Source organism: Polynucleobacter sp. Adler-ghost (genome assembly GCF_018688495.1).
Lineage (GTDB): Bacteria > Pseudomonadota > Gammaproteobacteria > Burkholderiales > Burkholderiaceae > Polynucleobacter.
In genome coordinates this window covers 569,423-593,195 of record NZ_CP061320.1, presented here as the reverse complement: position 1 = coordinate 593,195, position 23,773 = coordinate 569,423, and the positions used below count along the sequence as shown (strand labels likewise).

Sequence of the window (23,773 nt, the reverse complement as noted above, 5' to 3'; positions counted from 1 at the left end):
TGGAGTGAGCTCGCAAAAAATCGCCTTAGCGCAAATCAACCCTCTTTTGGGTGATTTGCCTGGCAATGCGCAGCTCATCTCTCAAGCCGTGGCAGATGCTTATGCACAAGGCGCCACAATCGTACTTACGCCAGAGCTCTCGCTCACTGGCTACCCCCCAGAAGATTTATTATTGCGTCCTGCCTTCATTGAGGCAGTAGATCGAGAGCTCAGCTGTTTAATGCTAGAGCTCCAGAAGTTCCCGGGGCTGACTGTGATTATTGGCCACCCCAAGAAAACTACCCTTGGTCTACAAAACTATGCTTCTGTCATTCGTGATGGCAGGATCATCGCTGGCTATGCCAAACAAGAGTTACCTAATCATGAAGTGTTTGATGAGGTGCGTTATTTCACACCAGGGCATGAGGCCTGTGTCTTTGAACATGCAGGTATTCAGTACGGGCTTATTCTTTGTGAAGATGCATGGCATGCAGGTCCAGCAAAACAGGCTCATGCAGCAGGCGGCCAAGTACTGCTGGTTCTCAATGCCTCGCCTTATCACCTCCAAAAAGAATCTTTACGTATTGAAGTACTGCGCAAACAGATTGCCCTAAGTCAGATGCCATTAGTTTACGTAAATGCAGTCGGCGGCCAAGATGAACTGGTGTTTGATGGTGGCTCATTTGCGCTAAATAGCACAGGCAAAGTAGTGATGACCATGCCACAGTTTGAAACCGCTCTTGGCTATGTCAATGTCAATCCCTCCGCCGATTTAGAACCAGGAGCAATGGTTGTCCCGACTAGTGTGGAAGCTCAGGCTTACCAAGCACTTGTTCTAGGTGTGCGTGACTATGTTCAAAAAAATCGTTTTCCAGGAGTCATTATTGGCCTCTCGGGTGGAGTTGATTCTGCATTGGTGTTAGCAATTGCAGTAGATGCATTGGGCGCAGACAAAGTTCGCACCGTCATGATGGCTTCACGCTATACAGCTGACATCTCCTGGATTGATGCCAGAGAAATGGCTCAGAATCTAGGCGTGCAATATGATGAGATTCCAATTAGCGAGCCTGTTGATGCTTTGGAGCATGCTCTAGCTGAGCAATTTAAAGGCCTAAAACTTGATGCTACTGAAGAAAATATTCAGGCACGCGTGCGTGGCACCCTCCTGATGGCCCTCTCCAATAAAACAGGTCGACTAGTTTTAACTACGGGCAACAAGAGTGAAATGGCTGTGGGCTACTGCACTCTTTACGGAGATATGGCTGGTGGCTTTGCGGTCATTAAAGATATTGCCAAAACTTTGGTCTATCGCTTATGCGCTTATCGCAATAGCATTGCCCCGATCATTCCGGAGCGGATTTTGACGCGCGCGCCTTCAGCAGAATTACGCCCCGATCAGACCGATCAAGACAGCTTGCCATCATATGAAGTATTGGATGGCATCGTCGAGCGCTATATGGAGCAAAACCAATCTATCGCCCAAATCATTGCTGCCGGGTTTGATCCTGAAAGCGTAGAAAAAGTCACCCGTCTCATTAAGCTTAATGAGTACAAACGTCGCCAAGCACCCCCTGGCGTTCGAGTCACTACTAGAGCCTTTGGGCGTGACTGGCGCTACCCAATTACCTCCCAATTTAGAGCCTAACGGGGCATTGGTTTTCAGTTCTAGGTATGATTACTATATTAAGGGGAATATATGAAGCTAATCACATCCATTATTAAGCCGTTCAAACTTGACGAAGTTCGTGAAGCCTTAGCTGAAGTAGGCGTTACCGGACTGACTGTTACCGAAGTTAAAGGCTTTGGCCGCCAAAAAGGTCACACTGAACTCTATCGTGGCGCAGAGTATGTAGTCGACTTTTTGCCCAAAGTAAAAGTAGAAGTAGTTGTTGCTGATGACCGCGTCGATTCAGCAATTGAGGCAATTACTAAAGCAGCACGTACAGGCAAGATTGGTGATGGCAAGATTTTTGTTAGTCCAATCGAACAGGCTATTCGTATTCGTACTGGCGAAACTAACGACTCAGCTGTTTAAGCAGCAGGATTTGATGCGCTAACTCGCCAACTCTTCCGAGGGTTAGCGCTGCTGCAAATCTGCCCGGTCTACAGAAGGGATCGCTACTTCAGCGGCTTCTAATATTAAAGTTTTGTGATTGAGATTTGTCAGGCGTACTTTTGCACCCTGAAAAAACACATCAGCCTGAGCAAGTCCGCTAGTCAGCACTTTGAATGGAGGCTTGCCATAAAAAGATACTCCTGCACTAGGCTCAATCATCTTGTTTTGCATCTTCCCAGAAGCATCACTGACACAAACAACTTGCTTCGATTTCACCTGCACATAAACCATATCTGCCGCCTTACGTGGGGCATCTGTTTTATAGCTAATAATGCCCTCTTCAGGAGGACATGCTGTTGCGACTTCAGCGCTAGCAACTGGAGCTGGCAGCGCAGGAGCAGGGGCTGCTGAAGAAGCTGGGGCTACCGGCACTGGCTCGGCTGGCACGGGCTCAATAATTTCTTCTTTTACGAGGACGATTTCTGCCGGTTTTTCTGAGAAAAATAAAGGCTGCAAATTAACTACTGCAAATACTGCTGCAGCAACTACGCTCAACCAAAGAAACGGTTTGCTTTGTGAACTCGATTTTGGCTTTGAGGTGACTTGATTGAGGGGCGCTTCATTTTCCTGAACTTCTGTTTCTTCTACGGGTAACTGACTCTCTTGTACCTGCTCCTGAGTTTGCGCGACATCTATTTTCGCTTCCGCCTTTTTAGGAGACTCTTTTTTAGCCTCCTTACTCATTGAATCATCTGTTAATTTAACCTCTGCAATTGGTAACTGTAATACGCTTGAGGTCTCAGGAGCAATCGCACCGAAATTAAATGCCTCTTCATCGCTTAACTTAAGCAACTTTGCTACTTTTTTAGCAGCAGTTGCTTTGATTTGAGCGCTATAGAAGGAGCTGGTTTCACCGTTTTCAATCTGCTCAATTTGCCGAGTGGATAGACATGCCATTCCACCAAGATCTTTAGTAGTCAAGCTCAGCTTTTCGCGAGCCTGAATAAAAGCCTCTTTGCGAATCTCAGGAATCTTGGAAGTGGTATTCACAAAATTGATTTAAGTGTTTTATCTATCAAAATAATGCCCCATCTTAGTGCTAATTTAGCTACAGGGAAATTAGCTCAAGAGCTAGCATTCTGGAGGTTTTCTAAATCAGATTCAAGGTACTTTGCAACCAATAACTGAACCGAATCCACATTCATCTTATCCATCACTCTAGCCTTGTGAACCTTGATTGTGGCATCGGTTGTACCCAACTTAACAGCAATATCCTTATTGAGCAATCCCTTCACCAGCCAAAAGCAGACCTCCTTTTCTCTAGGAGTGAGAGTTGCATAGTCTTTCTTAGTCTCTAGTTCCTTGGAAACCCGTTTGAGTTGACGTCTATCAAACTCAAGGGCATCTGCAACTGCTTTCAATAAATCCTCCAAATTGAAGGGCTTGAAGAGAAAATCTACAGCGCCACGCTTGAGACTGGTAACAATTTGATGGGGATGACTCTGCCCGCTGATAAACACAATGGGGGTTTTACGGCTCAGTTGGACTAATTTTTCCTGTAAATCCAATCCAGTCATATCCGGCATTTGCATATCGAGCAAAATGACGGCCGGCGCCACTGGCACTGAATGGTCTAAAAATGCCACTGCGGAGGAGAATTCCTCCACGATGTAACCGACATCCTTGAGCATTCTGCCTAAGGAGGTACGCATCGACTCATCGTCATCTATTAGATAGATGTGGCCAACTTTAGTCATTGAATTTAAAAGGAAAAGTAAGTGATGAGGCAATGTATCGCAGCTTTTCTGCCAAGGATATTAGCTTTTAGGCTAATAATTAGGCCGAATCAACAAATACAATAAACAAATCTCTTTGTTGCGATGCAAAAAAGGGTATGGAATGGGCGTATAAACCCCTGCATTCCCCCTTGTATCACGGCACAATAGAGCCTTTCGACAAATTCTTTTCTGGAGTCAATATCAGTATGAAACGCCTCAATGAACGCTCACGCAATGTCACCGAAGGGGTTGCTCGCGCTCCCAATCGCTCAATGTATTACGCGATGGGCTATGAAGAGAAGGATTTTGTTAAGCCAATGGTTGGCGTGGCCAACGGTCATTCCACCATTACCCCTTGCAATAGTGGCTTACAGAAACTCGCGGATGCGGCAGTAAGCGCGCTTGAGGAAGCAGGCGCAAAGGCGCAAATGTTTGGTACTCCGACCGTATCAGATGGCATTGGCATGGGTACTGAGGGCATGAAATATTCTCTCGTCTCACGTGAAGTGATTGCCGATAGCATTGAAGTTTGTGTAAATGGCTTATGGCAGGATGGCGTTTTAGTCATTGGTGGCTGCGATAAAAACATGCCAGGTGGAATGATGGCGATTGCGCGCACCAACGTGCCAGCAATTTATGTTTATGGCGGAACAATTAAGCCTGGTCATTACAAAGGCAAAGAGCTTAATATTGTTTCTGCATTTGAAGCTGTTGGTGAATTTACCTCAGGCCGTCTCAGCGAAGAAGATCTTAAAGGCGTTGAGCAAAATGCTTGCCCAGGGAGCGGTTCCTGCGGAGGTATGTATACCGCCAACACTATGAGCTCCTCATTCGAAGCTTTGGGTATGAGCCTGCCTTACTCATCTACGATGGCCAACGTAGATGCCGAGAAAGTCACTAGCGCCCATGATTCAGCCATTGTGTTGGTCGAAGCAATTAAAAATAATTTACGTCCACGCGACATCATTACCAAGAAATCCATTGAGAACGCGGTGAGTGTCATCATGGCAGTTGGTGGCTCGACTAATGCGGTTCTACATTTTCTAGCGATCACCAGTGCTGCCGAAATCGATTGGACGATTGATGACTTTGAGCGTATTCGTAAGCGCGTTCCTGTGATCGTGGATATGAAACCATCTGGCCAGTATTTAGCAACTGACCTTCACCAAGCCGGCGGCATTCCTCAAGTGATGAAGATCTTGTTGGATGGCGGACTCTTGCATGGCGACTGCATGACCATCACTGGTAAAACGATTGCAGAAACATTAAAAGATGTTCCATCCGTACCGCGTGCCGATCAAAAAGTGATTCGCACTCTAGACACTCCGCTTTATAAACAGGGTCACTTAGCAATCCTCAAGGGCAATATCTCTCCTGAAGGTTGCGTTGCCAAAATTACCGGCCTGAAGAATCCATCTATTACTGGCCCTGCTCGTGTATTTGATTCTGAAGATGATGCAATGGCCGCCATCATGGCGCAGAAAATCAAGGATGGCGATGTTGTGATTATTCGTTATGAAGGCCCTAAAGGAGGTCCCGGCATGCGTGAGATGCTTGCCCCTACCTCTGCTCTCGTTGGTCAGGGCTTAGGCGAGACAGTCGGCCTCATCACCGATGGCCGCTTCTCTGGCGGCACTTGGGGCATGGTTGTAGGTCATGTGGCTCCAGAGGCTTTTGTAGGTGGCGTGATTGCTCTGATCCATGAAGGCGACTCCGTTACGATCGATGCCCATAAACTCCTCATTCAACTCAATGTGAGCGATGAAGAGATTGCGAAGCGTCGTGCTGCTTGGGTACAACCTAAGCCACGCTATACCCGTGGCTTGCTGGCTAAATATGCCAGCCTGGCAAGTAGTGCTAGCAAAGGTGCGGTCACTGATTTGGATTTAAAAATCTAAATTGATTAGCCTAACTAAAAAAGCCCCTAAGTAAAACTAGGGGCTTTTTTGTTGCACATCTTAACTGGTTCAGCTTAGTGCTTCATTGCGCCTGGGTTGCCCATTGCATTCACAGGCATCTTTACCTCAACCTCGCCTGCCTTAGCAAACTTGAGCTTTACAGGTACAGTTTCTCCAGCAGCCAATGGTGCCTTAATATTCATGAACATTAAATGTAAGCCGCCTGGCTTTAACTCAACTGCACCTCCTGCTGGCACAGCGATATCTTTTACCTGACGCATTTTCATCACATTACCGTCCATCGCCATCTCATGCAATTGAACTTCACCGGCAACAGGGGAACTAGCAGAAATAAGTTGATCGGCAGCACCTTTGTTTTCAATCTTCATAAAACCACCAGCCACTTGCTGACCAGGAACAGTTGCGCGCGTATAAGCATTTTCAATTTGTACACTACCGACTTTCGCGTTTTGAGCTTGCGCAATAGAAACTAAACCAAAACCCACTGCAGCAAGCAATAAAGCATTCAATAATTTAATACTTTTCATCGATACATCCTCCTCGTTAATATTCAAATTCCGATCTACATCTCGGATTTACTTCATCAATCATTCTTATTAAACCAATCACTTAATTGAGAAAAGTTCATTGGGCCCGTCTTTCTAATTGCCTTTCCGCCCTTGTCAATCAAGATAGTAATGGGCGTCTCACCTCTCCATTTTGGGTCTATCTCATACCGTAGTTGCTCATCAAAAGTGGAATGGACATAGTAATTCTTTGCTTCGCTTAGATTTGCCTTAGCGAGCATCTTTTGAATCATTTCAGGGGAAACATCATCAACTTGAATAAAGATAACGTTGGCTTTCTTATTCGCAGCAACAAACTGACCCCATTGAGGCATCTCCCTTGCGCAGGGCGCGCAAGTTACCCCCCAGAAATGAATGGCCACTGGAGAACCTTTAGAAGTTTTTATAAGAGAAGTCCAATCTCCACCCTGGTAAGGCTTGGGCACCCCAGTGCCAGCTATGGAGACGCTAGTTGCTGCAAGCAGCATCACAAATGTAAATATCAATCTATTCATTATTTTTTCCTATCTCGATTAGCTGATAACCATTCATGCGTGTTAACCAGGACAGATAGACTTTACCCTGCTGGGAAATGAGTAGTGGATGATCCGAGTAACCAGATGTTTCAAAAATCGTACTGGGAACTGACCATGTCCCCCCGTCATCTTGGGAGCGCTTCATATAAACACTAGAAACACTTCCATTAAATTCTTTCCATACCAAGAAAATATTTCTACCAAGAGCCAAAAGATATGGTCTAGATACATTTGCTCCATCAGCGCCAACCCTCATAGGCTTGGAGTAACTGCGGCCCTGATTGCCTGAATTTGCATAAAAAACTCCAGATCGTCGTTCGCCTTGGGTAAACCAAGCGACGTGCATTTTTCCTGTCTCTGAAATGGCAATAGTTGGCCCATGATGAGGACAAGCATCCGTCCGCCACTGATCATCAGAGACTCGTTGAATGGGCCCAGCGCCCTTTGGGGAAATAATTTGAGTGGCATGGTCCCTAATACCGCCAGGAAAGATTGCTCTATAAATCACTGCAGGCTCTCCAGCAGAACTCAATGCGGCTCCTATACGACAACACTCACAACTATTTTCATTGGCAATACGCTCTATCCAAAATGTACTTCCTCCATCATTTGAAAAGGAGTATGCGATGGATCCCCCTAACCTCTTCTCCCCTCCTTGCTTAGCTGCAGAGACAAGACGTTTATCAACCCATGTCATAAAAATAGAGTTATTGGACCCAATTAAAACCGAGGGAAAGCGCTGACTGGATCCACCCTCAATCAAAGATGTTGGTACTGAAAAGGTGGCGCCCCCATCGCTGGACCGTGAAGTATTAATCTGAGCATTCCAATTGGAATCTTTGAAAAAAGCATACGTCAGAAAAATATTTCCATTTGAATCAGAAACGATTTGTGGTCGAGCATCGCTTCCAGCATCCAGAGATTTTCCATGTTCAGCAATAACTATAGGGGATATAAACGTCTTTCCCAAATCATCAGATTTAGCGAACGAAACAACTCCACCACCAGTCCAGACCAGAAGCAACTTACCCTCTTTATCTAGAAACGGTGTTGCAGCATTTGCGCAGTCTAGGCCCGACCCCTTGCATGATGAAGAGGGCTTGGCAGACACACTCATCCCAGAGTGGGATGAGTGATCCATCTGAGCAACAGCTAGATCAATCCCACCCCAAACTAAGAGACCCAGAATTAAAATCTTAGCCGCATTAAAGCGCCTGCAATAAAGTGAGTTTTTTATTGTTATCAAAACGTTATCCGACCACCAACGGTGATTGTTTGAGGCTGACCAGCAGTGTATTGTGAGCCAGAACCAAATGTAATGAAATTACGATTTAATAAGTTCACAGCACTCAAATATACAGTTGCATTTGGCGTTACCTCATAGTTAGCCCTTGCACCAACTACAGCATAAGCCGGTATTGGTGAAGTGTGAGCAGTGTCATACCAAGAATTTCCAATGTAGCGAACCGAGGCTGTCAAACTAGCCTTTGGTATCGGGAAGTACGTAAGGCTTGCACTACCCATATTTCTAGGTGTTCCAGCTATCTGAACGCCCGTTGGGTTTAAAGTTTTATCAATCGCCCCATAGGTTGAAGTTAATACAGCCTTAGTGAGCGTATACCCCAAATCTGTTGCCCATTTAGAGCTAATGTCATAGCGAGCTTGAAGCTCCAATCCGGTACTTCTTAGCGACTGATCATTGCTATAAGATTTTGCCCCAGAAGAGCATACTGGCGCACAAGTACTTGCAATCTGACTACTTGTCATGGTGTAGGTAGCGATAGCATTTGTGACATTCGCATTAAAACCTGTTACTTGAATAAATCCGGATTTCCAGCGATAGTCAGATCCCATCTCATACCCAGTCATATTCTCTGGAGTTAAAAATGGATTATTACTGACATAGCTTGAACCGGACCCATAGCTACGGATTGAATTATTCAGTCCAGGCGCATGGAAAGCTTGATAAGCGGCAGCTCTAAAATCCAACTCCCTAGATGCTCGATATAAGAGGCCTAAATTTGGACTTAATTTTGTTTTAGACTGATTGGGTACAGCCGTACTTACTTGGGCCCCTCCAGCTGCTTGGGTATAGTTGACTGGAATCTGGCTAGTCCAATTATCAACTCTAGCGGATAGGGTAGCTTGAAGAGGAATGGCCGTTAGTTTTGATTTAGCTTGGCCCAAAATTCCCAAGAAGTTTTGCGTGCCCTCTGACACAACCTGAGAGCTTAAAGCACCCAATTTACTTGTTTGATAATTTGCAGCACCAGGAGAGGCATAGTTATTTTGATAATTCGATGCTGAGAGCTGCTTTACATCAGCACTTAAGATCATCTGGTCAATCAGAGAATTTTGAAAATTATTAGTATATTGAGCTGAGCCGCCAACTTGATAGTAAGGATTATGGAAAGTGGCATTGATGTATGGATTACTTGAGCTCACATTTTGTTGCTGCAGAGTTGTGTTTTCATAAAATGCATTAACTTGAACCTGTTCACTAGAATTCAACCTTGTTGTGGTTCCACCGGAAATTGTTGTCTCGTTGGTAGATTTTCTAGCGAAGTTATAACCACCTGTAGGCAGGTTTGACATTGAATGAAGTCCGAAATTGAAAAAACCATCGGTATCTTGACTAACCTTTAGAGAGCCCTGCAAACGGTAGTTGGCACTCTCCGCACTTTGATTTCCCATTCCAGTCTTTAGGGCAGATTGGGATGAGGGGTAAATTGTTGCAATATTTTGGTAACCCTCAGTACTAAAGTAGTCAGCTGAAGCTCTCAGCTTAAAGGAATTGCTAATTGCAAATTCCTTTGACACTGCAGCCGTTCCAGTTGCATAGGATCCAATACTCCCAGATACCTCGCCCTTGTTATCACTGATTGGCTTAGTTGTAATATTAATCACGCCGCCCATACCCATATTTCCATAAAGACTAGAAACACCGCCGCGGATAAACTCGACATCCTGGATTGCTGACATTGGCACTAAATTCCACTGTACGGTTCCATACATCGCATCATTAGCAGGCACACCATCAATGAGAACTAAAGTTCTCGCATTACCCAAGCCTCGGACGTTAATACTTTGACCGGTTGGATCTTTTTCGTAATAAGGCTGATCGTTTAAAAATACACTTGTCTGGTTTTTAAGAACTTGATCAATCGTTTGTTCGGGCGCAATCTCCAACTCTTCTTTCGTCAAAATTGTGGTGTTCTGGGTCATATCCCTGAGGGTAGTACCTGATTTTGTGGCTGTCACTACCATATCAGCTAATTTCTGATCATAGTCAGGAGGGGGTGCAATTTGAGCCTGAGCACCACCAGATATCAAGATTGATCCCAATAGCATGCCAATGCATATACTAATTTTCTTTTGCTTCAATAACATCTAATTTTCCACACAATATTTCTGCAACTTGCTTGAGGCTTGTTGCTAACAACATAGCTAGGCTATGCCCTAAAAAGATTTAGGCTTGTGTAGGAGGCGCTGCTGAAGGGGGTGTTACCCAAACGGTGAGAGGCTTGGGTGATTGATAGAAAAGCTGTGGCAGCAAAGCAAGTGTTTGCGGTGCTTGGAATGTGAGGTTGGTGTTGAATGCTGGAGTGATAGCTGTATGAGCAATGCAATACGGACATGGCTGCGCTTCTACGCGATCCGCTTGCTCTTCAATTTGCACATTAATCTGTGATTTAGTGCCATCAGCCGAACAAATTTCCATTGCAAAGCCTTGCCCATGCTTCGCTAGCGATACTGCTTGAGAAGCAGCTGGCGCAAGTGCACTCATCGCAATGGCTGCGGCAGCAATCCAGTGAATGAGGCGGTTTTTGCGGAAATTCATGATTTCAGAATTTTATCGGACTTTTAGGTTTTCCATGAAAAAAGGGGCTGACGCCCCTTTTTCCTTTGAATTCGCTATTGCTAGCGTGTTTCATTATTTATGTTGCAGCCACCTTTTTCTTGCCAATGAACTTACCAATCAATGGCCAGAACAACAATACCAAAGCCAATGTTGTGATCGCACCTACCAAGTAGTTAGAGAAGAAAATATCTAGACTTCCCTGTGAGAACAACATGGATTGACGGAAGGAGTCTTCAGCACGGTCGCCCAATACCAAAGCCAACACCATTGGCGCCATTGGATAGTCAAGTTTTTTGAATACATAACCAATAACACCGAAGCCCAACATCAACCAAACATCAAACATGGCATTGTGAACGGTGTAGGCACCTACCGCGCAAATCACAATAATGACTGGCGCAATAATTGAGAATGGAATTCTCAAAATAGAGGCAAACAATGGAACGCAAGTTAATACAACAAACAAGCCTGCCAGGTTACCCAAGTACATACTGGCAATCAAGCCCCAAACAAAGTCTGGCTTCTCAACGAAAAGCAATGGACCAGGTTGTAGACCCCAGATTAACAAGCCACCCAACAATACCGCTGCTGTTGGTGAACCTGGAATACCCAAGGACAACATTGGGAGAAGCGCTGCTGTACCTGCAGCGTGAGCTGCAGTTTCTGGAGCAACAATACCTTCCATTTTTCCAGTACCAAACTTATCACCTTCTTTAGATACGCGTTTTGCAACACCGTAAGCCATAAAGGATGCAGGAGTAGCGCCACCTGGAGTGATGCCCATCCAGCAACCAATTAAGCAGCTGCGCAATGAAGTTGCCCAGTACTTAGGTAACTGCTTCCAAGTTTCCCAAACAACCTTACCGCGAATCTTCGCTGCAGCACCTTGGAAGGCCAAGCCTTCTTCCATTGAAAGAAGAATCTCGCCAATACCAAACAAGCCGATCACCGCGATCAAGAAGTCAAAACCACGCATCAACTCTGGGTTACCGAAAGTTAAGCGCAACTGACCTGTCACGGTATCCATACCAACAGTAGCCAATGCAAAGCCCAACATCATTGCTGAGATTGTCTTGAATGGCGAACCTTTATTCATACCCACAAAACTACAGAAGGTGAGAAGGTAAACCGAGAAAAACTCTGGCGGACCGAATTGGAGTGCGAATTTCGCAACCAATGGTGCCAAGAAGGTAATCATCACAATCGCAAAGAACGCACCCACAAATGAGGATGTGAACGCTGCTGTCAATGCTTCGCCAGCCTTACCATTACGAGCCATTGGATAACCATCAAAGGTTGTCGCAACAGACCAAGGCTCGCCCGGGATATTGAAGAGTACAGATGTAATTGCACCGCCAAACAATGCACCCCAGTAAATACAGGACAACATGATGATTGCGGAAGTTGGCGGCATTGTGAAAGTCAACGGCAACAGAATCGCAATTCCGTTAGCGCCACCTAAACCAGGCAATACGCCAATAATTACGCCGAGTGTTACGCCAACAAGCATCAGCAGTAAGTTAAAGGGTGTCATTGCAACGGCAAAGCCGTTGAATAGAGCGTTAATTTCTTCCAACTTGGACTCCTTTTTAATCTTTTTTAATAGTTATTGTTTTTTAATTTACGCCCACAAACTCGAGTGGATTGAACCATGAGCCATGTGGCAATGGAACTTGGAACCAGTATTCGAACATCAGGTAGAGGGCGGCACTCACTCCAACAGATACAGCAACTGCTTTCCAGATTGGGTATTTACCCAACCAAACCATAAATATTGCGATGTAGATGGCTGAAGCAACATAAATACCAATCAATTGCACACCCAACACAAAAACGATGGCTGGCAAAAGCACGGCCATGACTTGCTTTAGAGGCTCGCTATCGACAAATGACTGTGTTTTCTTTTTCTTATTAACGATTGCAGCCTGGTAGAGAGTTACCGTGCTTGAAAGCAAAATAATCAAACTAATATAGAAGGGGAAATATCCAGCTTCAGGACCATCGGCACCCCAACTGGCACCCAGCTTCAGACTGCCAATCATCACTACTAGGCCCACAACAACAAACAGGAGTGCGGTAATGATATCCATTACTCTCACACTGATTGCTGATTCTTGATTTGAATTATTCACTTGTTCAGACATTTTTTTATTCACTAATTAAAGTTGGTTGTTACGGATACTTAAAAAATAGGACCCCCAATTGGAGGTCCTACCCTTTTTGAATTACTTAGCCAAAAAGCCAGCTTCAGTCATTAACTGCTTATGCAAAGCTTCGTTTAATGTGAGCCAATTTCTAAACTCTTTACCAGTCATAAATGTCTGATTAAATGCGCCATCAGCCATAAACTTTTTCCACTCTGGTGTAGCGCGCACTTTTTTGAACAAATCGATATAAAAATCAACTTGCTCTTGAGTTACGCCTGGAGCCATAAAAATACCGCGCAGCATCACATAGTCAGTTTTTACGCCTGCCTCGTTACAGGTAGGTACGTCATACCATGACATAGTGTCGGTAACTTTTTCTTTGTAAGGCATACGTGTGTCATCAAATACACACAATGCACGCAACTTGTTAGCACGCCATTGCGCTACAGCTTCAATAGGGTTGTTCACAGATGAATCAATGTGATTACCTACGAGCTGAACAGCAACGTCGCCACCCCCTTTGAATGGGATGTAGGTGAACTTAGCACCAGTAGCTTTTTCAAGCGCAACGGTAATAATTTGATCTTCTTGCTTAGAGCCAGTACCACCCATTTTGAATTTACCTGGGCCAGCTGCTTTAGCGGCATCAATATATTCTTTGGCTGTTTTGTATGGCTTGTCAGCGTTGTCCCACAAGACGAACTGGTCAAGAGCCAACATCGCTACAGGAGTGATGTCCTGCCAATTAAAGGGAACGCCGGTTGCTAATGGAGTTGTAAATAGGTTCGAGAGAGTAATCACGATCTTGTTTGGATCGCCTTTAGCCTCTTTCATTGCCAAGAACCCTTCAGCTCCTGCACCAGCGCCCTTGTTCACAGGAATTACCGCCTGCTTCATCAAGTTATTTTTGGTAATGATGCCTTGGATCATGCGGGCCATTTGGTCAGCACCGCCACCAGGACCGGCAGGGATGATGAACTCTACTGGCTTGGTTGGTTCCCAGGCAGCGAAAGCAGGTGAAACAGTAGCAGCACCGAGGGCTAATGCGGTGGAAATCAATGCCCCTTTTAACTTCATTTTCATGAACGCTCCTCCAAAAAATTTGAATACCAATATTACTTTGGCTTCTATTTGTTATGGGATGATTTTTACCTAATCTGAGGGGCGATCACTTGACTCCTATCAACAATTATTAAATGGGTAGTTAGGGATAACACTAACTCCTAAGTAATAACCCTAGAAAAACCTTTGCATAATCGATACTTAACGGAATCGATCTAAAAGTTTCTTACTGACTTTATCCAATTGAGTGGAATCTTTGATCAAAAATTGCAGACCATTGGAGTCAGCAATCAGGAGTGTATTGCCAGCAATGCGACGTATATCTTCCTCGCCTTTAAGGCGAATCCTGGTGGGACCACGATCAGTTTCAATATCCCAAATACTCGGGGTGGCAAATGTGGACACTTTGGTGATTTTTTCAATAATAGGCATGAACTCACGAGCGGCCAACTCTTCCTCAATCAAGGCTAACTCGCCTTTAGGAATGGTGGCGGCACTATCAAACCAGCACAACTCTTTGCCTGACTGATCCATGATCGAGATTCCAGCGCCAGGTGCTGTAATCGGAAATGCTCTTACTGGATAGACGCCAATATGATGACTTCCAGCAGCATCAATCAATACCAAACGACCTAGCGAATCACGCTCTAGCGTGTATGTCTTGTGATGCTGACTCATACCCCGCTCCCGGCTTCTTTGGCAATGGCTTGGGGGCCGTCTTTGCGCTCATTATCATCAATGCTTTCACCAATAGCGCCACCCTCAACTAACTCTGCAGCATGACGCAATTGAGCTTGGTAGAGCGCGTAGTAAGCGCCCTGCGTATCCATCAACTCATCATGCGAGCCAATCTCCACGATCTCGCCTTTATCAAGCACAACCAAGCGGTCTGCTTTTCTTAAAGTAGAGAGGCGATGGGCAATTGCAATCGTAGTGCGACCCTTAACCAGATTATCTAAAGCGCGCTGAATTTCTTTTTCGGTGGTGGTATCTACCGATGAGGTAGCTTCATCCAAAATCAAAATACTTGGATTAATTAAAAGTGCACGCGCAATTGAAATACGTTGACGCTCACCACCTGAAAGAGATTGACCGCGCTCACCTACTAGGGAGTCATAACCGAGCGGTAAGCGCAGAATAAATTCATGCGCATGTGCAGCGCGCGCTGCCTCAATAATTTCTTCACGAGTAGCATCTGGTTTTCCGTACGCAATATTTTCTGCAATCGTGCCGAAGAATAGAAATGGCTCCTGTAAAACTAAACCAATACATTTACGATAGTCAGCAATTTTGATGCTACGAATATCACGTCCATCCAAAGTAATTGAACCAGCGCTCACGTCATAGAAGCGGCAAATCAAGTTCACTAGAGTGCTCTTGCCGGAGCCACTATGACCGACTAAGCCGATCATTTCTCCGGGGGCAATATCTAGATCAATCCCTTTAGAAACCGCACGGTTGCCATAGCGGAAACCCACGCCTCGCAGGGAGATACGGCCCTTCACTTCACCCAAAGGTACTGGATTAATTGGCTCGGGAACGCTAGAGACGTGATCCAAAATATCAAAAATGCGTTTAGCTCCGGCAGCGGCTTTTTGCGTATGCGAAACGATTCGACTCATTGAATCGAGTCGAATATAAAAGCGTCCGATGTAAGCAAGGAATGCAATCAACACACCAACGGTGACCTTTTGATGTGCAACCTGCCAAATACCAAAACCCCACACCACTAAAAGACCAGTTTCTGTTAGCAAGGTTACCGTTGGAGAAAATAATCCCCATACGCGATTGACGCGATCATTGATTTGCAAATTGTGTTTATTGGAATCCACAAAACGTTTGAGCTCACGATCTTCTTGAGCAAATGCTTTGACTACCCGAATCCCTGGAATCGTATCAGCCAAGATATTCGTGACTTCAGACCAAACGCGATCAATCTTTTCAAAACCAAATCGCAACTTATCGCGCACCACATGAATCATCCACACAATGAATGGCAATGGCGCCAAAGTAACTAATGCCAGCAAAGGATCAATTGATACCAAAATCGCTGCCGTCATCGTAATCATGATGACATCGGTTGCAAAATCCAAAGCATACAAAGATAAGAATACGCAGATACGATCTGTCTCGGCGCCAATACGTGCAATCAAGTCACCGGTTCTTTTGCCACCGAAATACTCTAAAGACAGTTTGAGCAAATGTTCAAAAGTCGTGTTGCGTAGATCTGCGCCAATGCGCTCACTCACTAATGCGAGTAAATAGGTTTTCCACCAACCTAGACCCCAAGCAACAATTGCGGCAGCAAATAAAGCGAAGAGATATTTGCTAGCTAATTCAAAATCAATCGGATTGCCTTTTTCATATGGAATCAACACATGATCCATCAAGGGCATTGTTAAATACGGTGGAATCAGTGTGGCACCGGTTGACAGCAAGGTCAGGATAAAGCCTAGTAATAACTCTTTTTTATAGGGGCGGGCAAAGCGCCACAACTTAAATAAAGTCCAAGTCGATGGAGGGGCATCTTCCTCTGGATCGCAAGTTGGGCAAGCATCTGAATTGGCAGGTTTGGGGCTCAAACATACAGGGCAAACTTGCTTATCGTATTCAGAAGCCTCAGGCTCATTGCTAAGCTGATCACCTCTGATTAACTGCCTAAAACTACTCTGTAGGCGTAATACTTGTGGATTGACAGCCAAAGTGAAGTACCAAAGTCGCAGCAGACTGGTCTCAGACTCCAGCTTGAGATGCCCAACTCCAGCGTGATCACCCTGCAAAAGACGGGTCTCAGAGCTCATAGGCCAAAATTCTGAGCGAGTGCCATCAGTCCAAAATAGGCCTGTAGGAATCAAGCAAAGTAGGCTTTTCTCAAAGCGCATTTCACCATTGAGATCAAGCTCAACCCATGCCAGTATGGAGTTAAGGTCTTTTACTGGAGATTGAGGAGCTTCTAAAACGCTAGCCCAATGACTTGGCGAAGGGGGAGCGGATGGAGAAATTTCTGGCTTCATTAGTCTTAAAAGTATAGTGGAGCTAGATTTTTAAGATTTAGTAATACTGTCAACTTTAGCGGGTAGAAAGCCGTTAAATTGACTAAGCAGGCTTTTTTATGCATTTTTGCTAATTTTGTGGATTTTGAATAATTACTAGAACCAGAGAGACAGTCTGAGACATCTCCGCCCTCATTTTCCAAGGTGGCGCTGAGATCCCCCACTCCACATATGCCCCAATTACTAGACAAAACCATTGAGATCTTGAGTGTCAAGCATCTTCGCGGCCCCAATATGTGGACTTACCATCCCGTTATTGAAGTTTGGCTCGATATTGGTGAATTAGAAGATTTCCCCTCCAATCTCATTCCTGGGTTTTATGACCGTCTTGTTCGAGCTCTTCCCAGCCTGCAAGAACATCGCTGCAGCTATGGTGAAGCTGGTGGATTTCTAAAAAGAGTTGAGGAAGGCACCTGGCCTGCTCACATCCTAGAACACCTCACCCTAGAGTTACAAAATTTAGCCGGCATTCCTGGCGGCTTTGGTAAAGCGCGTGATGGTGATCGTCGCGGCGTTTACAAAGTCATGGTGAGTGCGATTAATGAAGAAGTAACACTCACTGCACTCAAATATGCTCGCGATTTATATCTTGCTCTAGCGCAAGACACCAAAGATCCTATCGCACTAGTTGCTAGCATTCTTGAGGAGCTACGTGAGCTCGGCGATGATCTATTACTCGGCCCCAGTACTGCCTGCATCGTTAATGCAGCTGAGGAGCGAGGCATCCCCTCCATCCGACTCTCTGAAGGCAACTTAGTACAACTAGGTTATGGGGCAAATCAACGCCGTATCTGGACAGCAGAAACCGATCAAACCAGCGCCATCGCTGAAACAATTTCTCGAGACAAGGATCTGACGAAGAGTCTTCTATCTAGCGCTGGAGTTCCGACTCCTGAGGGTCGCACAGTTACCAGCGCTGATGATGCGTGGGAAGCAGCTCAAGACATTGGTTTTCCAGTTGTAGTCAAGCCGATCGATGGAAACCATGGTCGCGGGGTATTTATCAATCTGTATACCCAACAAGAAATTGAAGCGGCTTATGCGGTCGCAATTGATGAAGGTAGCGAAGTTTTAGTAGAGCGGCACATCCTGGGTGATGAGCATCGCCTATTGGTAGTGGGTAATAAAGTAGTTGCAGCTGCTAAAGGTGAGACTGTCTGGGTTACCGGTGATAACAAGCATACCGTTCTTGAGTTGATTCAAATTCAAATTAACTCCGATCCACGTCGCGGCAAAACTGAAGAATGTCCACTCAACCCAGTTCGCATTGATTCTGCAGTAGAGTTGGAACTTGCACGCCAAAAGCTAACCGGCAGTAGCATTCCAAGCTTAGATCAAAAAGTGCTGATTCAAAGTAATGGCAATGTCGCCTTTGACGTCACCGACTTAGTTCATCCAGATGTTGCCAGTCAAGTTGCTCTTGCTGCCCGCGTAGTGGGATTAGAAATTGCTGGAGTTGACCTGGTTGCACAAGACATTAGCAAACCACTAGATGAGCAAAATGGCGCTATTGTTGAAGTGAATGCTGGCCCCGGCTTATTGATGCACTTAAAACCTGCCAGCGGCAAACCTCAACCGGTCGGTAAAGAGATCGCTAACCACCTCTTCCCACCGGGAGCTGATTTCCGCATCCCTGTAGTAGGAATTTGCGGTGCTCGTGGCAAAACCCCTGTAGCTGAAATGATTGCCCACTTCTTGCGACTGACGAATTTATATGTCGGCCTTTCTTGCAGCAAGGGTTTATTTTTTGGTCATCGCTCCATTCAAAAGAGCAATGCTGCCAACTGGGAAAATGCCCGCCGTACTCTATTGAATCGTGCAGTTGAAGCAGCTGTAATTGAGAACAATAATCTGTCTATGCTGATAGAAGGTTTAGCCTACGATCGTTGCCAAGTAGGGGTTGTGTTAAACGTAGATCCAAAAGCCAACTTTCCTCAATACGCTATCTACGATGAGGACCAGGTGTTTAGCATCGTCAGAACTCAAGTAGATGTCGTACTACCAACGGGAGTGGCTGTTCTTAACGCAGATGATCCAATGGTTGCCAGCATGGCTGAACTATGTGATGGCGAAGTCATTTTCTTTACTCAAGATTCCACATCCTCGATTGCGCTAGAGCACCTGAAGAATGGTGGTCGCGTCGTGATGATCGGCAATCAACAAATTACATTGAAGTCTTCTAAGCATGATCAAAAGAGCATTCCGGTGCCGCGTAACTCTGAGCCCAGCACTAGTGAGCCATGGAAACCATTAAATCTTGGTGCTGCAATTGCTGCAGCTTGGGCCTTAGATATTCCGTTCAACGTTATCGAAGCTGGTGCTGAAACTTTTGTTTCTGACGCTAGTATTCCAGTAGGGGCTTAATTGGAAATCACCCGTATTCGCATGTTGCGTGGCCCAAATTTATGGAGCCGCCATACCGCTTTAGAGGCCATAGTGTCTTGCGAGGAATCAGAACGCTCAATTGATCTGATTCCCGAATTTGAAATCAAGATTCGTGAGCGCTTTCCGCAATTAGGTAGTATGCGTCGCGGGGGGCAAAATGAAACTCTCTCTCTGGCACACGCGCTAGAACATGCTGCTTTAGGTCTTCAATCTCAAGCAGGTTGCCCTGTCACTTTTAGCCGTACCGTACAAACCATTGACGTGGGCGTATATCAAGTCGTAGTGGAGTACACCGAAGAAGTTGTCGGGCGAATGGCTTTTGACTTTGCTTTTGCTTTAATTCAGGCAACCCTCAACGACGTGCCGTTTGATTTGGCAGCTGCCCTCTCAGAATTAGAGGCACTGTACGAAGATGTCCGCCTAGGGCCCAGTACTGGCTCCATTGTTGATGCTGCAGTACAGAGAAACATCCCCTATCGCCGTATGACTGAGGGCAGCATGGTGCAGTTTGGCTGGGGTAGCAAACAAAAACGTATCCAAGCTGCTGAGACTAGCGACACTAGTGCGATAGCCGAGGCGATTGCACAAGATAAAGAGCTCACTAAAAATCTTCTAGCGGCTGCAGGAGTATCCGTGCCAACTGGTGAAGTAGTCACTACCGCAGATGATGCATGGCGTGCCGCCCAAAAAATTGGTGGCCCTATTGTGCTCAAGCCCAAGGATGGCAATCAAGGTAAAGGTGTCGTTGCCAATATTCAAACTGAAGCTGAAGTACGCGCTGGATTTGTAGTAACCCAGGCTTTTGGCCGGGAAACTATAGTCGAACGCTACTTACCTGGCGCGGACTATCGCTTGCTCGTGGTAGGTAATCGCTTATCCGCTGCGGCGCGGCGCGAGCCTGCGCAAGTAGTGGGAGATGGCAAGCATAGCGTCGCTGAACTGGTTGAGCTGGAAAATAAAAATCCATTGCGTGGCGATGGTCACGCAACCGCATTAACCAAGATTCGCTTTGATGACATTGCTCTTGCACATTTAGCTAGTAACGGTCTCAGCCCGCAACATATACCCAACACTGGCGAACGCGTTCTCTTGCGCAATAACGCCAATCTCAGCACTGGTGGTACGGCTACCGATGTGACTGATGATGTCCATCCTGATGTTGCAGCCAGCGCTATCGCTGCTGCGCAAATGATTGGTTTGGATATTGCCGGTGTCGATATTTTGTGCGAGGCGATTTATAAGCCTTTAGAGAGTCAAGGTGGCGGTATCGTTGAAGTCAATGCTGCTCCTGGCCTACGTATGCATCTCAAGCCCTCCTACGGCAAGAGCCGTCCTGTAGGCGAAGACATCATCAACACAATGTACCCGCTTGGCGAGGATGGCAGAATTCCAGTTGTGGCAGTCACTGGAACCAATGGCAAAACAACTACTGTTCGCCTTATTTCTCATTTACTCAATGAAACTGGCTTACGTGTTGGTATGACGACTACTGACGGCGTATATATCAACCACCGCTTAATTGATTCTGGAGACTGTAGTGGGCCTAAGAGTGCTCGTAACGTTCTCATGCATCCTGATGTAGATGCCGCTGTCTTAGAGACAGCCCGTGGCGGTATGCTGCGCGAGGGCTTAGGTTTTGACCGCTGTGAAGTTGCTGTTGTTACCAATATTGGTGAAGGGGATCATCTTGGTCTTAACTACATCACTAGCGTTGAAGACTTAGCTATCTTAAAACGGGTGGTTGTCCAAAATGTGGCGCCGTCTGGCGCTGCAGTCCTCAATGCCACGGATCCCATAGTCGTCAAGATGGGGGATGTTTGCACGGGTCGAGTGATTTTCTTTGCGCAAAATCAACACCACCCTGTGATTGCCGCCCATCGAGCTAAAAACAAAAAAGTGATTTACTTTGATGGTGCCTTTATCGTTTGCTCTAAAGGGTCTCGCGTTCTCTTCCGCTTCCCAGTCAGTGAAATTCCCTTAACTCAGAATGGTGTTTTAGGATTCCAAATTGAAAATGCCATGGCCTCTATTGGCGCAGCTTGGGCATTAGGCTTAGATGCTGAAAAGATCGCGCGCGGCCTCCACTCCTTTGAGAGCTCTACCAATGCAGTGCCGGGACGCTTCAATCAATTCCAGCACAAGGGTGCTACTGTCATTGCTGACTATGGCCACAATCCAGATGCCATGCGCGCTCTAGCTAGCGCAATAGAGGCCATGAAACCAAAGAAGAGTCATGTAGTCATCAGTGGCGCCGGCGATCGTCGCGATGAAGATATTCGCGATCTGACCCGCATTCTTGGCAATAGCTTTGACAATGTCATCCTTTATCAAGATCAGTGTCAGCGTGGCCGCGAAGATGGTGAAGTGCTCAAGCTGCTTCAAGAAGGTTTAGTGGGCACTAAGAAAGCCAAACAAGTGAAAAAGATTACTGGTGAATTTCTTGCTATTGATACTGCACTCAATGATTTATCTGCTGGTGATATCTGTCTGATACTAATTGACCAGGTCGAAGAATCTCTTGCCTATCTCAAAGAACAGGTGCGACCATAATTATTGAATTCATTTTTCAGGCAGTCGCCTAAAGTAAAAAAGCCCAGTCAGTGATTGGGCTTTTTTATTAAATCTGAATAGTTCAGATGATACGAATACTTACGCCTGCGAATGGTAATGCTGCAAGCGCTCAATCTCTTCTTTAGACCCCAACATCACAGAGACGCGCTCATGCAATTCTGTCGGAATCATATCCATGATTAATTGATCACCATTGGTTGATGCACCACCAGCCTGCTCCACTAAAAAGCTCATGGGGTTTGCTTCATACATCAAGCGCAACTTCCCTGGCTTATGAGGTTCACGCTGGTCCCATGGATACATAAAGATACCTCCACGCGATAAGACGCGGTGAACGTCAGCAACCATAGACGCAATCCAGCGCATATTGAAATCTTTATCTCGCTCGCCACTCACGCCTGCTAAGCACTCATCTACATAGCGACGAACAGGCTCAGCCCAGTGACGCATATTCGACATATTGATGGCAAATTCTTTGCTTGAGTAAGCAATCTCCACTGCGTGTTTAATTAATACAAATTCACCGGTGACTTTATTTAAGGTGAACATCACTACGCCATCGCCCAGCGTTAGTGCCATAGTGGTTTGCGGACCATAGACAACATAGCCTGCCGCCACCTGATGACGGCCTGATAATAAGAAATCCGAAGTTTGTAATGGTGCTGCAGGATCTTGTTTCTTGAGTACAGAGAAAATGGTGCCGATGGATACATTCACATCAATATTGGATGAGCCATCTAATGGATCAAATAATAGTAAGTAGTCGCCAGTGCCCTGAACTGGAAGCGGTAACTCCATCTCTTCAGAAGCTAGCCCAGCCAATGATTTACATCCCTGTACGCCATCAATTAATAAGTCATTGGCAATCACATCCAGTTTTTGCTGGACCTCACCCTGGACATTACCAGTGCCAGCAGACCCCAACAAGCCAATTAAAGCGCCTTGCGCCACTTCATGACTCAATGTTGAGCAAGTGGCTGCAACTGCCAATAACAGCTCTTGTAGACCTGCAGGGATGTGGGCACCTTTCACCTTGGTGGATGTCAGGTATTGCTTGAAATTGGTATTAAAAGTACTTGAAGCGCTCAAAAGGAATTTCTCCGTAGATGCTGTCTAAACAACATTTCTTTACATAAGTTCTATTTTGCCTTGTTCGGCCAACAAACTCTCAAATCTGAACTTGGAAAGACGTTCTGAAGGGATTTAGCACACCATTATCAGTAATTTCATATAAATTGATGATATATTTGATGTTAATATACATCATTATTGATGAGGAAAACCATGAGAACAACCGTAACTATTGATGATGAGCTTTATCAACGGGGATTAGAGCTTGCAGACCCTGAAATGGATAAGGCTGACCTTTTCCGCGAAGCAATGAGTGTGTTTGTCAGAGTTCAAATCGGCAAACGGTTGGCAGCATTGGGCGGAAAGGCGCCTGAAATGAAGAATATTCCCCGCCGAAAACCAAAGGACGGTCAATAACTATGACAATGGTTTTGGCCGACACCTCAGTATGGATATCTCACTTCAGAAAAGGTAATCCATCATTACAGTCCCTCCTAAAGAATGATCAAATCCTATGTCATCCATTAGTCCTTTTAGAGCTTGCTTGCGGATCCCCTCCAGCCCCAAGACTAAAAACTTTGAGTCAACTAAAAAGTTTGCGTCAAGCGACGATAGCAACAACAGAAGAAACAATAGAATTTATTGAGAAAAATAAGTTCTATGATTTGGGTTGCGGAGCGGTTGATATATCACTCCTTACCTCAACGCTGCTATCAAAAAATGCTCTGCTCTGGACATTTGATAAAAACTTAGAAGCTTTGGCCACCCAGCTTGATGTTGCCTTCAAAGAGAGTTTTCACTGAAGTAAA

At 45.6% G+C, this 23,773-nt stretch carries 19 protein-coding genes and 1 pseudogene; 7 read left to right on the top strand and 13 right to left on the bottom strand.

Annotated elements, in window-relative coordinates; translation table 11 throughout:
* Positions 1 to 4: 4 nt before the first annotated feature.
* On the top strand, positions 5 to 1,624 hold the full coding sequence (locus tag ICV89_RS03120) for an NAD+ synthase (protein WP_215309604.1): 1,620 nt from the start codon (positions 5 to 7) through the stop codon (positions 1,622 to 1,624).
* A gap of 51 nt (positions 1,625 to 1,675) precedes the next feature.
* A complete protein-coding gene (gene glnK, locus ICV89_RS03115) occupies positions 1,676 to 2,014 on the top strand; it encodes a P-II family nitrogen regulator (protein ID WP_015420723.1) in 339 nt (112 codons plus the stop codon).
* A 42-nt stretch (positions 2,015 to 2,056) separates the two neighbouring features.
* Here the strand turns inward: glnK and ICV89_RS03110 are convergent, their stop codons facing one another.
* Together ICV89_RS03110 and ICV89_RS03105 are read right to left on the bottom strand one after the other, a co-directional pair.
* Positions 2,057 to 3,085 (bottom strand): RodZ family helix-turn-helix domain-containing protein, encoded by a 1,029-nt coding sequence (locus tag ICV89_RS03110; protein WP_215309602.1) that lies wholly within the window; start codon positions 3,083 to 3,085, stop codon positions 2,057 to 2,059.
* Between the two features lie 74 nt (positions 3,086 to 3,159).
* On the bottom strand, positions 3,160 to 3,792 hold the full coding sequence (locus ICV89_RS03105) for a response regulator transcription factor (RefSeq protein ID WP_215309601.1): 633 nt from the start codon (positions 3,790 to 3,792) through the stop codon (positions 3,160 to 3,162).
* A 227-nt stretch (positions 3,793 to 4,019) separates the two neighbouring features.
* Between ICV89_RS03105 and ilvD the strand changes: the two genes are divergently transcribed.
* Entirely contained in the window at positions 4,020 to 5,711 is a 1,692-nt protein-coding gene (gene ilvD / locus ICV89_RS03100; RefSeq protein WP_215309599.1) for a dihydroxy-acid dehydratase, read from the top strand.
* Between the two features lie 74 nt (positions 5,712 to 5,785).
* Here the strand turns inward: ilvD and ICV89_RS03095 are convergent, their stop codons facing one another.
* The 10 genes from ICV89_RS03095 to ICV89_RS03050 all read right to left on the bottom strand — a co-directional run bounded on the left by ICV89_RS03095 (position 5,786) and on the right by ICV89_RS03050 (position 16,898).
* Positions 5,786 to 6,259 carry a copper chaperone PCu(A)C gene (locus tag ICV89_RS03095; protein ID WP_215309598.1) on the bottom strand — a complete coding sequence of 158 codons (474 nt, stop codon included), beginning with the start codon at positions 6,257 to 6,259 and terminating at the stop codon, positions 5,786 to 5,788.
* A 56-nt stretch (positions 6,260 to 6,315) separates the two neighbouring features.
* Positions 6,316 to 6,792 carry a TlpA disulfide reductase family protein gene (locus tag ICV89_RS03090; RefSeq protein WP_215309597.1) on the bottom strand — a complete coding sequence of 159 codons (477 nt, stop codon included), beginning with the start codon at positions 6,790 to 6,792 and terminating at the stop codon, positions 6,316 to 6,318.
* Complete coding sequence (locus ICV89_RS03085) at positions 6,785 to 8,059, bottom strand: sialidase family protein (protein ID WP_215309595.1); 1,275 nt, start codon at positions 8,057 to 8,059, stop codon at positions 6,785 to 6,787. The genes ICV89_RS03090 and ICV89_RS03085 overlap by 8 nt, the downstream gene beginning before the upstream one ends.
* Positions 8,056 to 10,203 (bottom strand): TonB-dependent receptor, encoded by a 2,148-nt coding sequence (locus ICV89_RS03080; RefSeq protein WP_215309593.1) that lies wholly within the window; start codon positions 10,201 to 10,203, stop codon positions 8,056 to 8,058. Before ICV89_RS03080 ends, ICV89_RS03085 begins: the two co-directional genes overlap by 4 nt.
* 79 nt (positions 10,204 to 10,282) lie before the next feature.
* Entirely contained in the window at positions 10,283 to 10,654 is a 372-nt protein-coding gene (locus ICV89_RS03075; protein WP_215309591.1) for a DUF2946 family protein, read from the bottom strand.
* A 97-nt stretch (positions 10,655 to 10,751) separates the two neighbouring features.
* Positions 10,752 to 12,251: a tripartite tricarboxylate transporter permease gene (locus ICV89_RS03070; protein ID WP_215309590.1), complete on the bottom strand. Its 1,500-nt coding sequence runs from the start codon at positions 12,249 to 12,251 to the stop codon at positions 10,752 to 10,754.
* 40 nt (positions 12,252 to 12,291) lie between these two features.
* A complete protein-coding gene (locus ICV89_RS03065; RefSeq protein WP_215309588.1) occupies positions 12,292 to 12,819 on the bottom strand; it encodes a tripartite tricarboxylate transporter TctB family protein in 528 nt (175 codons plus the stop codon).
* A gap of 81 nt (positions 12,820 to 12,900) precedes the next feature.
* Positions 12,901 to 13,905 (bottom strand): tripartite tricarboxylate transporter substrate binding protein, encoded by a 1,005-nt coding sequence (locus ICV89_RS03060; RefSeq protein WP_215309586.1) that lies wholly within the window; start codon positions 13,903 to 13,905, stop codon positions 12,901 to 12,903.
* 180 nt (positions 13,906 to 14,085) lie between these two features.
* A complete protein-coding gene (locus tag ICV89_RS03055) occupies positions 14,086 to 14,562 on the bottom strand; it encodes a DUF1854 domain-containing protein (RefSeq protein WP_215309584.1) in 477 nt (158 codons plus the stop codon).
* Entirely contained in the window at positions 14,559 to 16,898 is a 2,340-nt protein-coding gene (locus tag ICV89_RS03050; protein ID WP_215309582.1) for an ABC transporter ATP-binding protein, read from the bottom strand. Before ICV89_RS03050 ends, ICV89_RS03055 begins: the two co-directional genes overlap by 4 nt.
* 210 nt (positions 16,899 to 17,108) lie before the next feature.
* Here ICV89_RS03050 and cphA (ICV89_RS03045) point away from each other — a divergent pair.
* Positions 17,109 to 19,277 (top strand): annotated as a pseudogene (gene cphA, locus ICV89_RS03045) (cyanophycin synthetase); the annotation flags it as partial.
* A 24-nt stretch (positions 19,278 to 19,301) separates the two neighbouring features.
* Positions 19,302 to 21,872: a cyanophycin synthetase gene (cphA, locus tag ICV89_RS03040; RefSeq protein WP_215309577.1), complete on the top strand. Its 2,571-nt coding sequence runs from the start codon at positions 19,302 to 19,304 to the stop codon at positions 21,870 to 21,872.
* Positions 21,873 to 21,971: 99 nt separating this feature from the next.
* Here the strand turns inward: cphA (ICV89_RS03040) and ICV89_RS03035 are convergent, their stop codons facing one another.
* Complete coding sequence (locus ICV89_RS03035; RefSeq protein WP_215309575.1) at positions 21,972 to 22,982, bottom strand: class 1 fructose-bisphosphatase; 1,011 nt, start codon at positions 22,980 to 22,982, stop codon at positions 21,972 to 21,974.
* Between the two features lie 195 nt (positions 22,983 to 23,177).
* Between ICV89_RS03035 and ICV89_RS03030 the strand changes: the two genes are divergently transcribed.
* Together ICV89_RS03030 and ICV89_RS11000 are read left to right on the top strand one after the other, a co-directional pair.
* The gene (locus ICV89_RS03030; protein ID WP_215309573.1) at positions 23,178 to 23,381 is read left to right on the top strand and encodes a type II toxin-antitoxin system VapB family antitoxin; all 204 of its coding nucleotides are present in this window, start codon (positions 23,178 to 23,180) and stop codon (positions 23,379 to 23,381) included.
* A gap of 161 nt (positions 23,382 to 23,542) precedes the next feature.
* Entirely contained in the window at positions 23,543 to 23,767 is a 225-nt protein-coding gene (locus tag ICV89_RS11000) for a hypothetical protein (RefSeq protein ID WP_371817869.1), read from the top strand.
* The last annotated feature ends 6 nt before the right edge of the window (positions 23,768 to 23,773 follow it).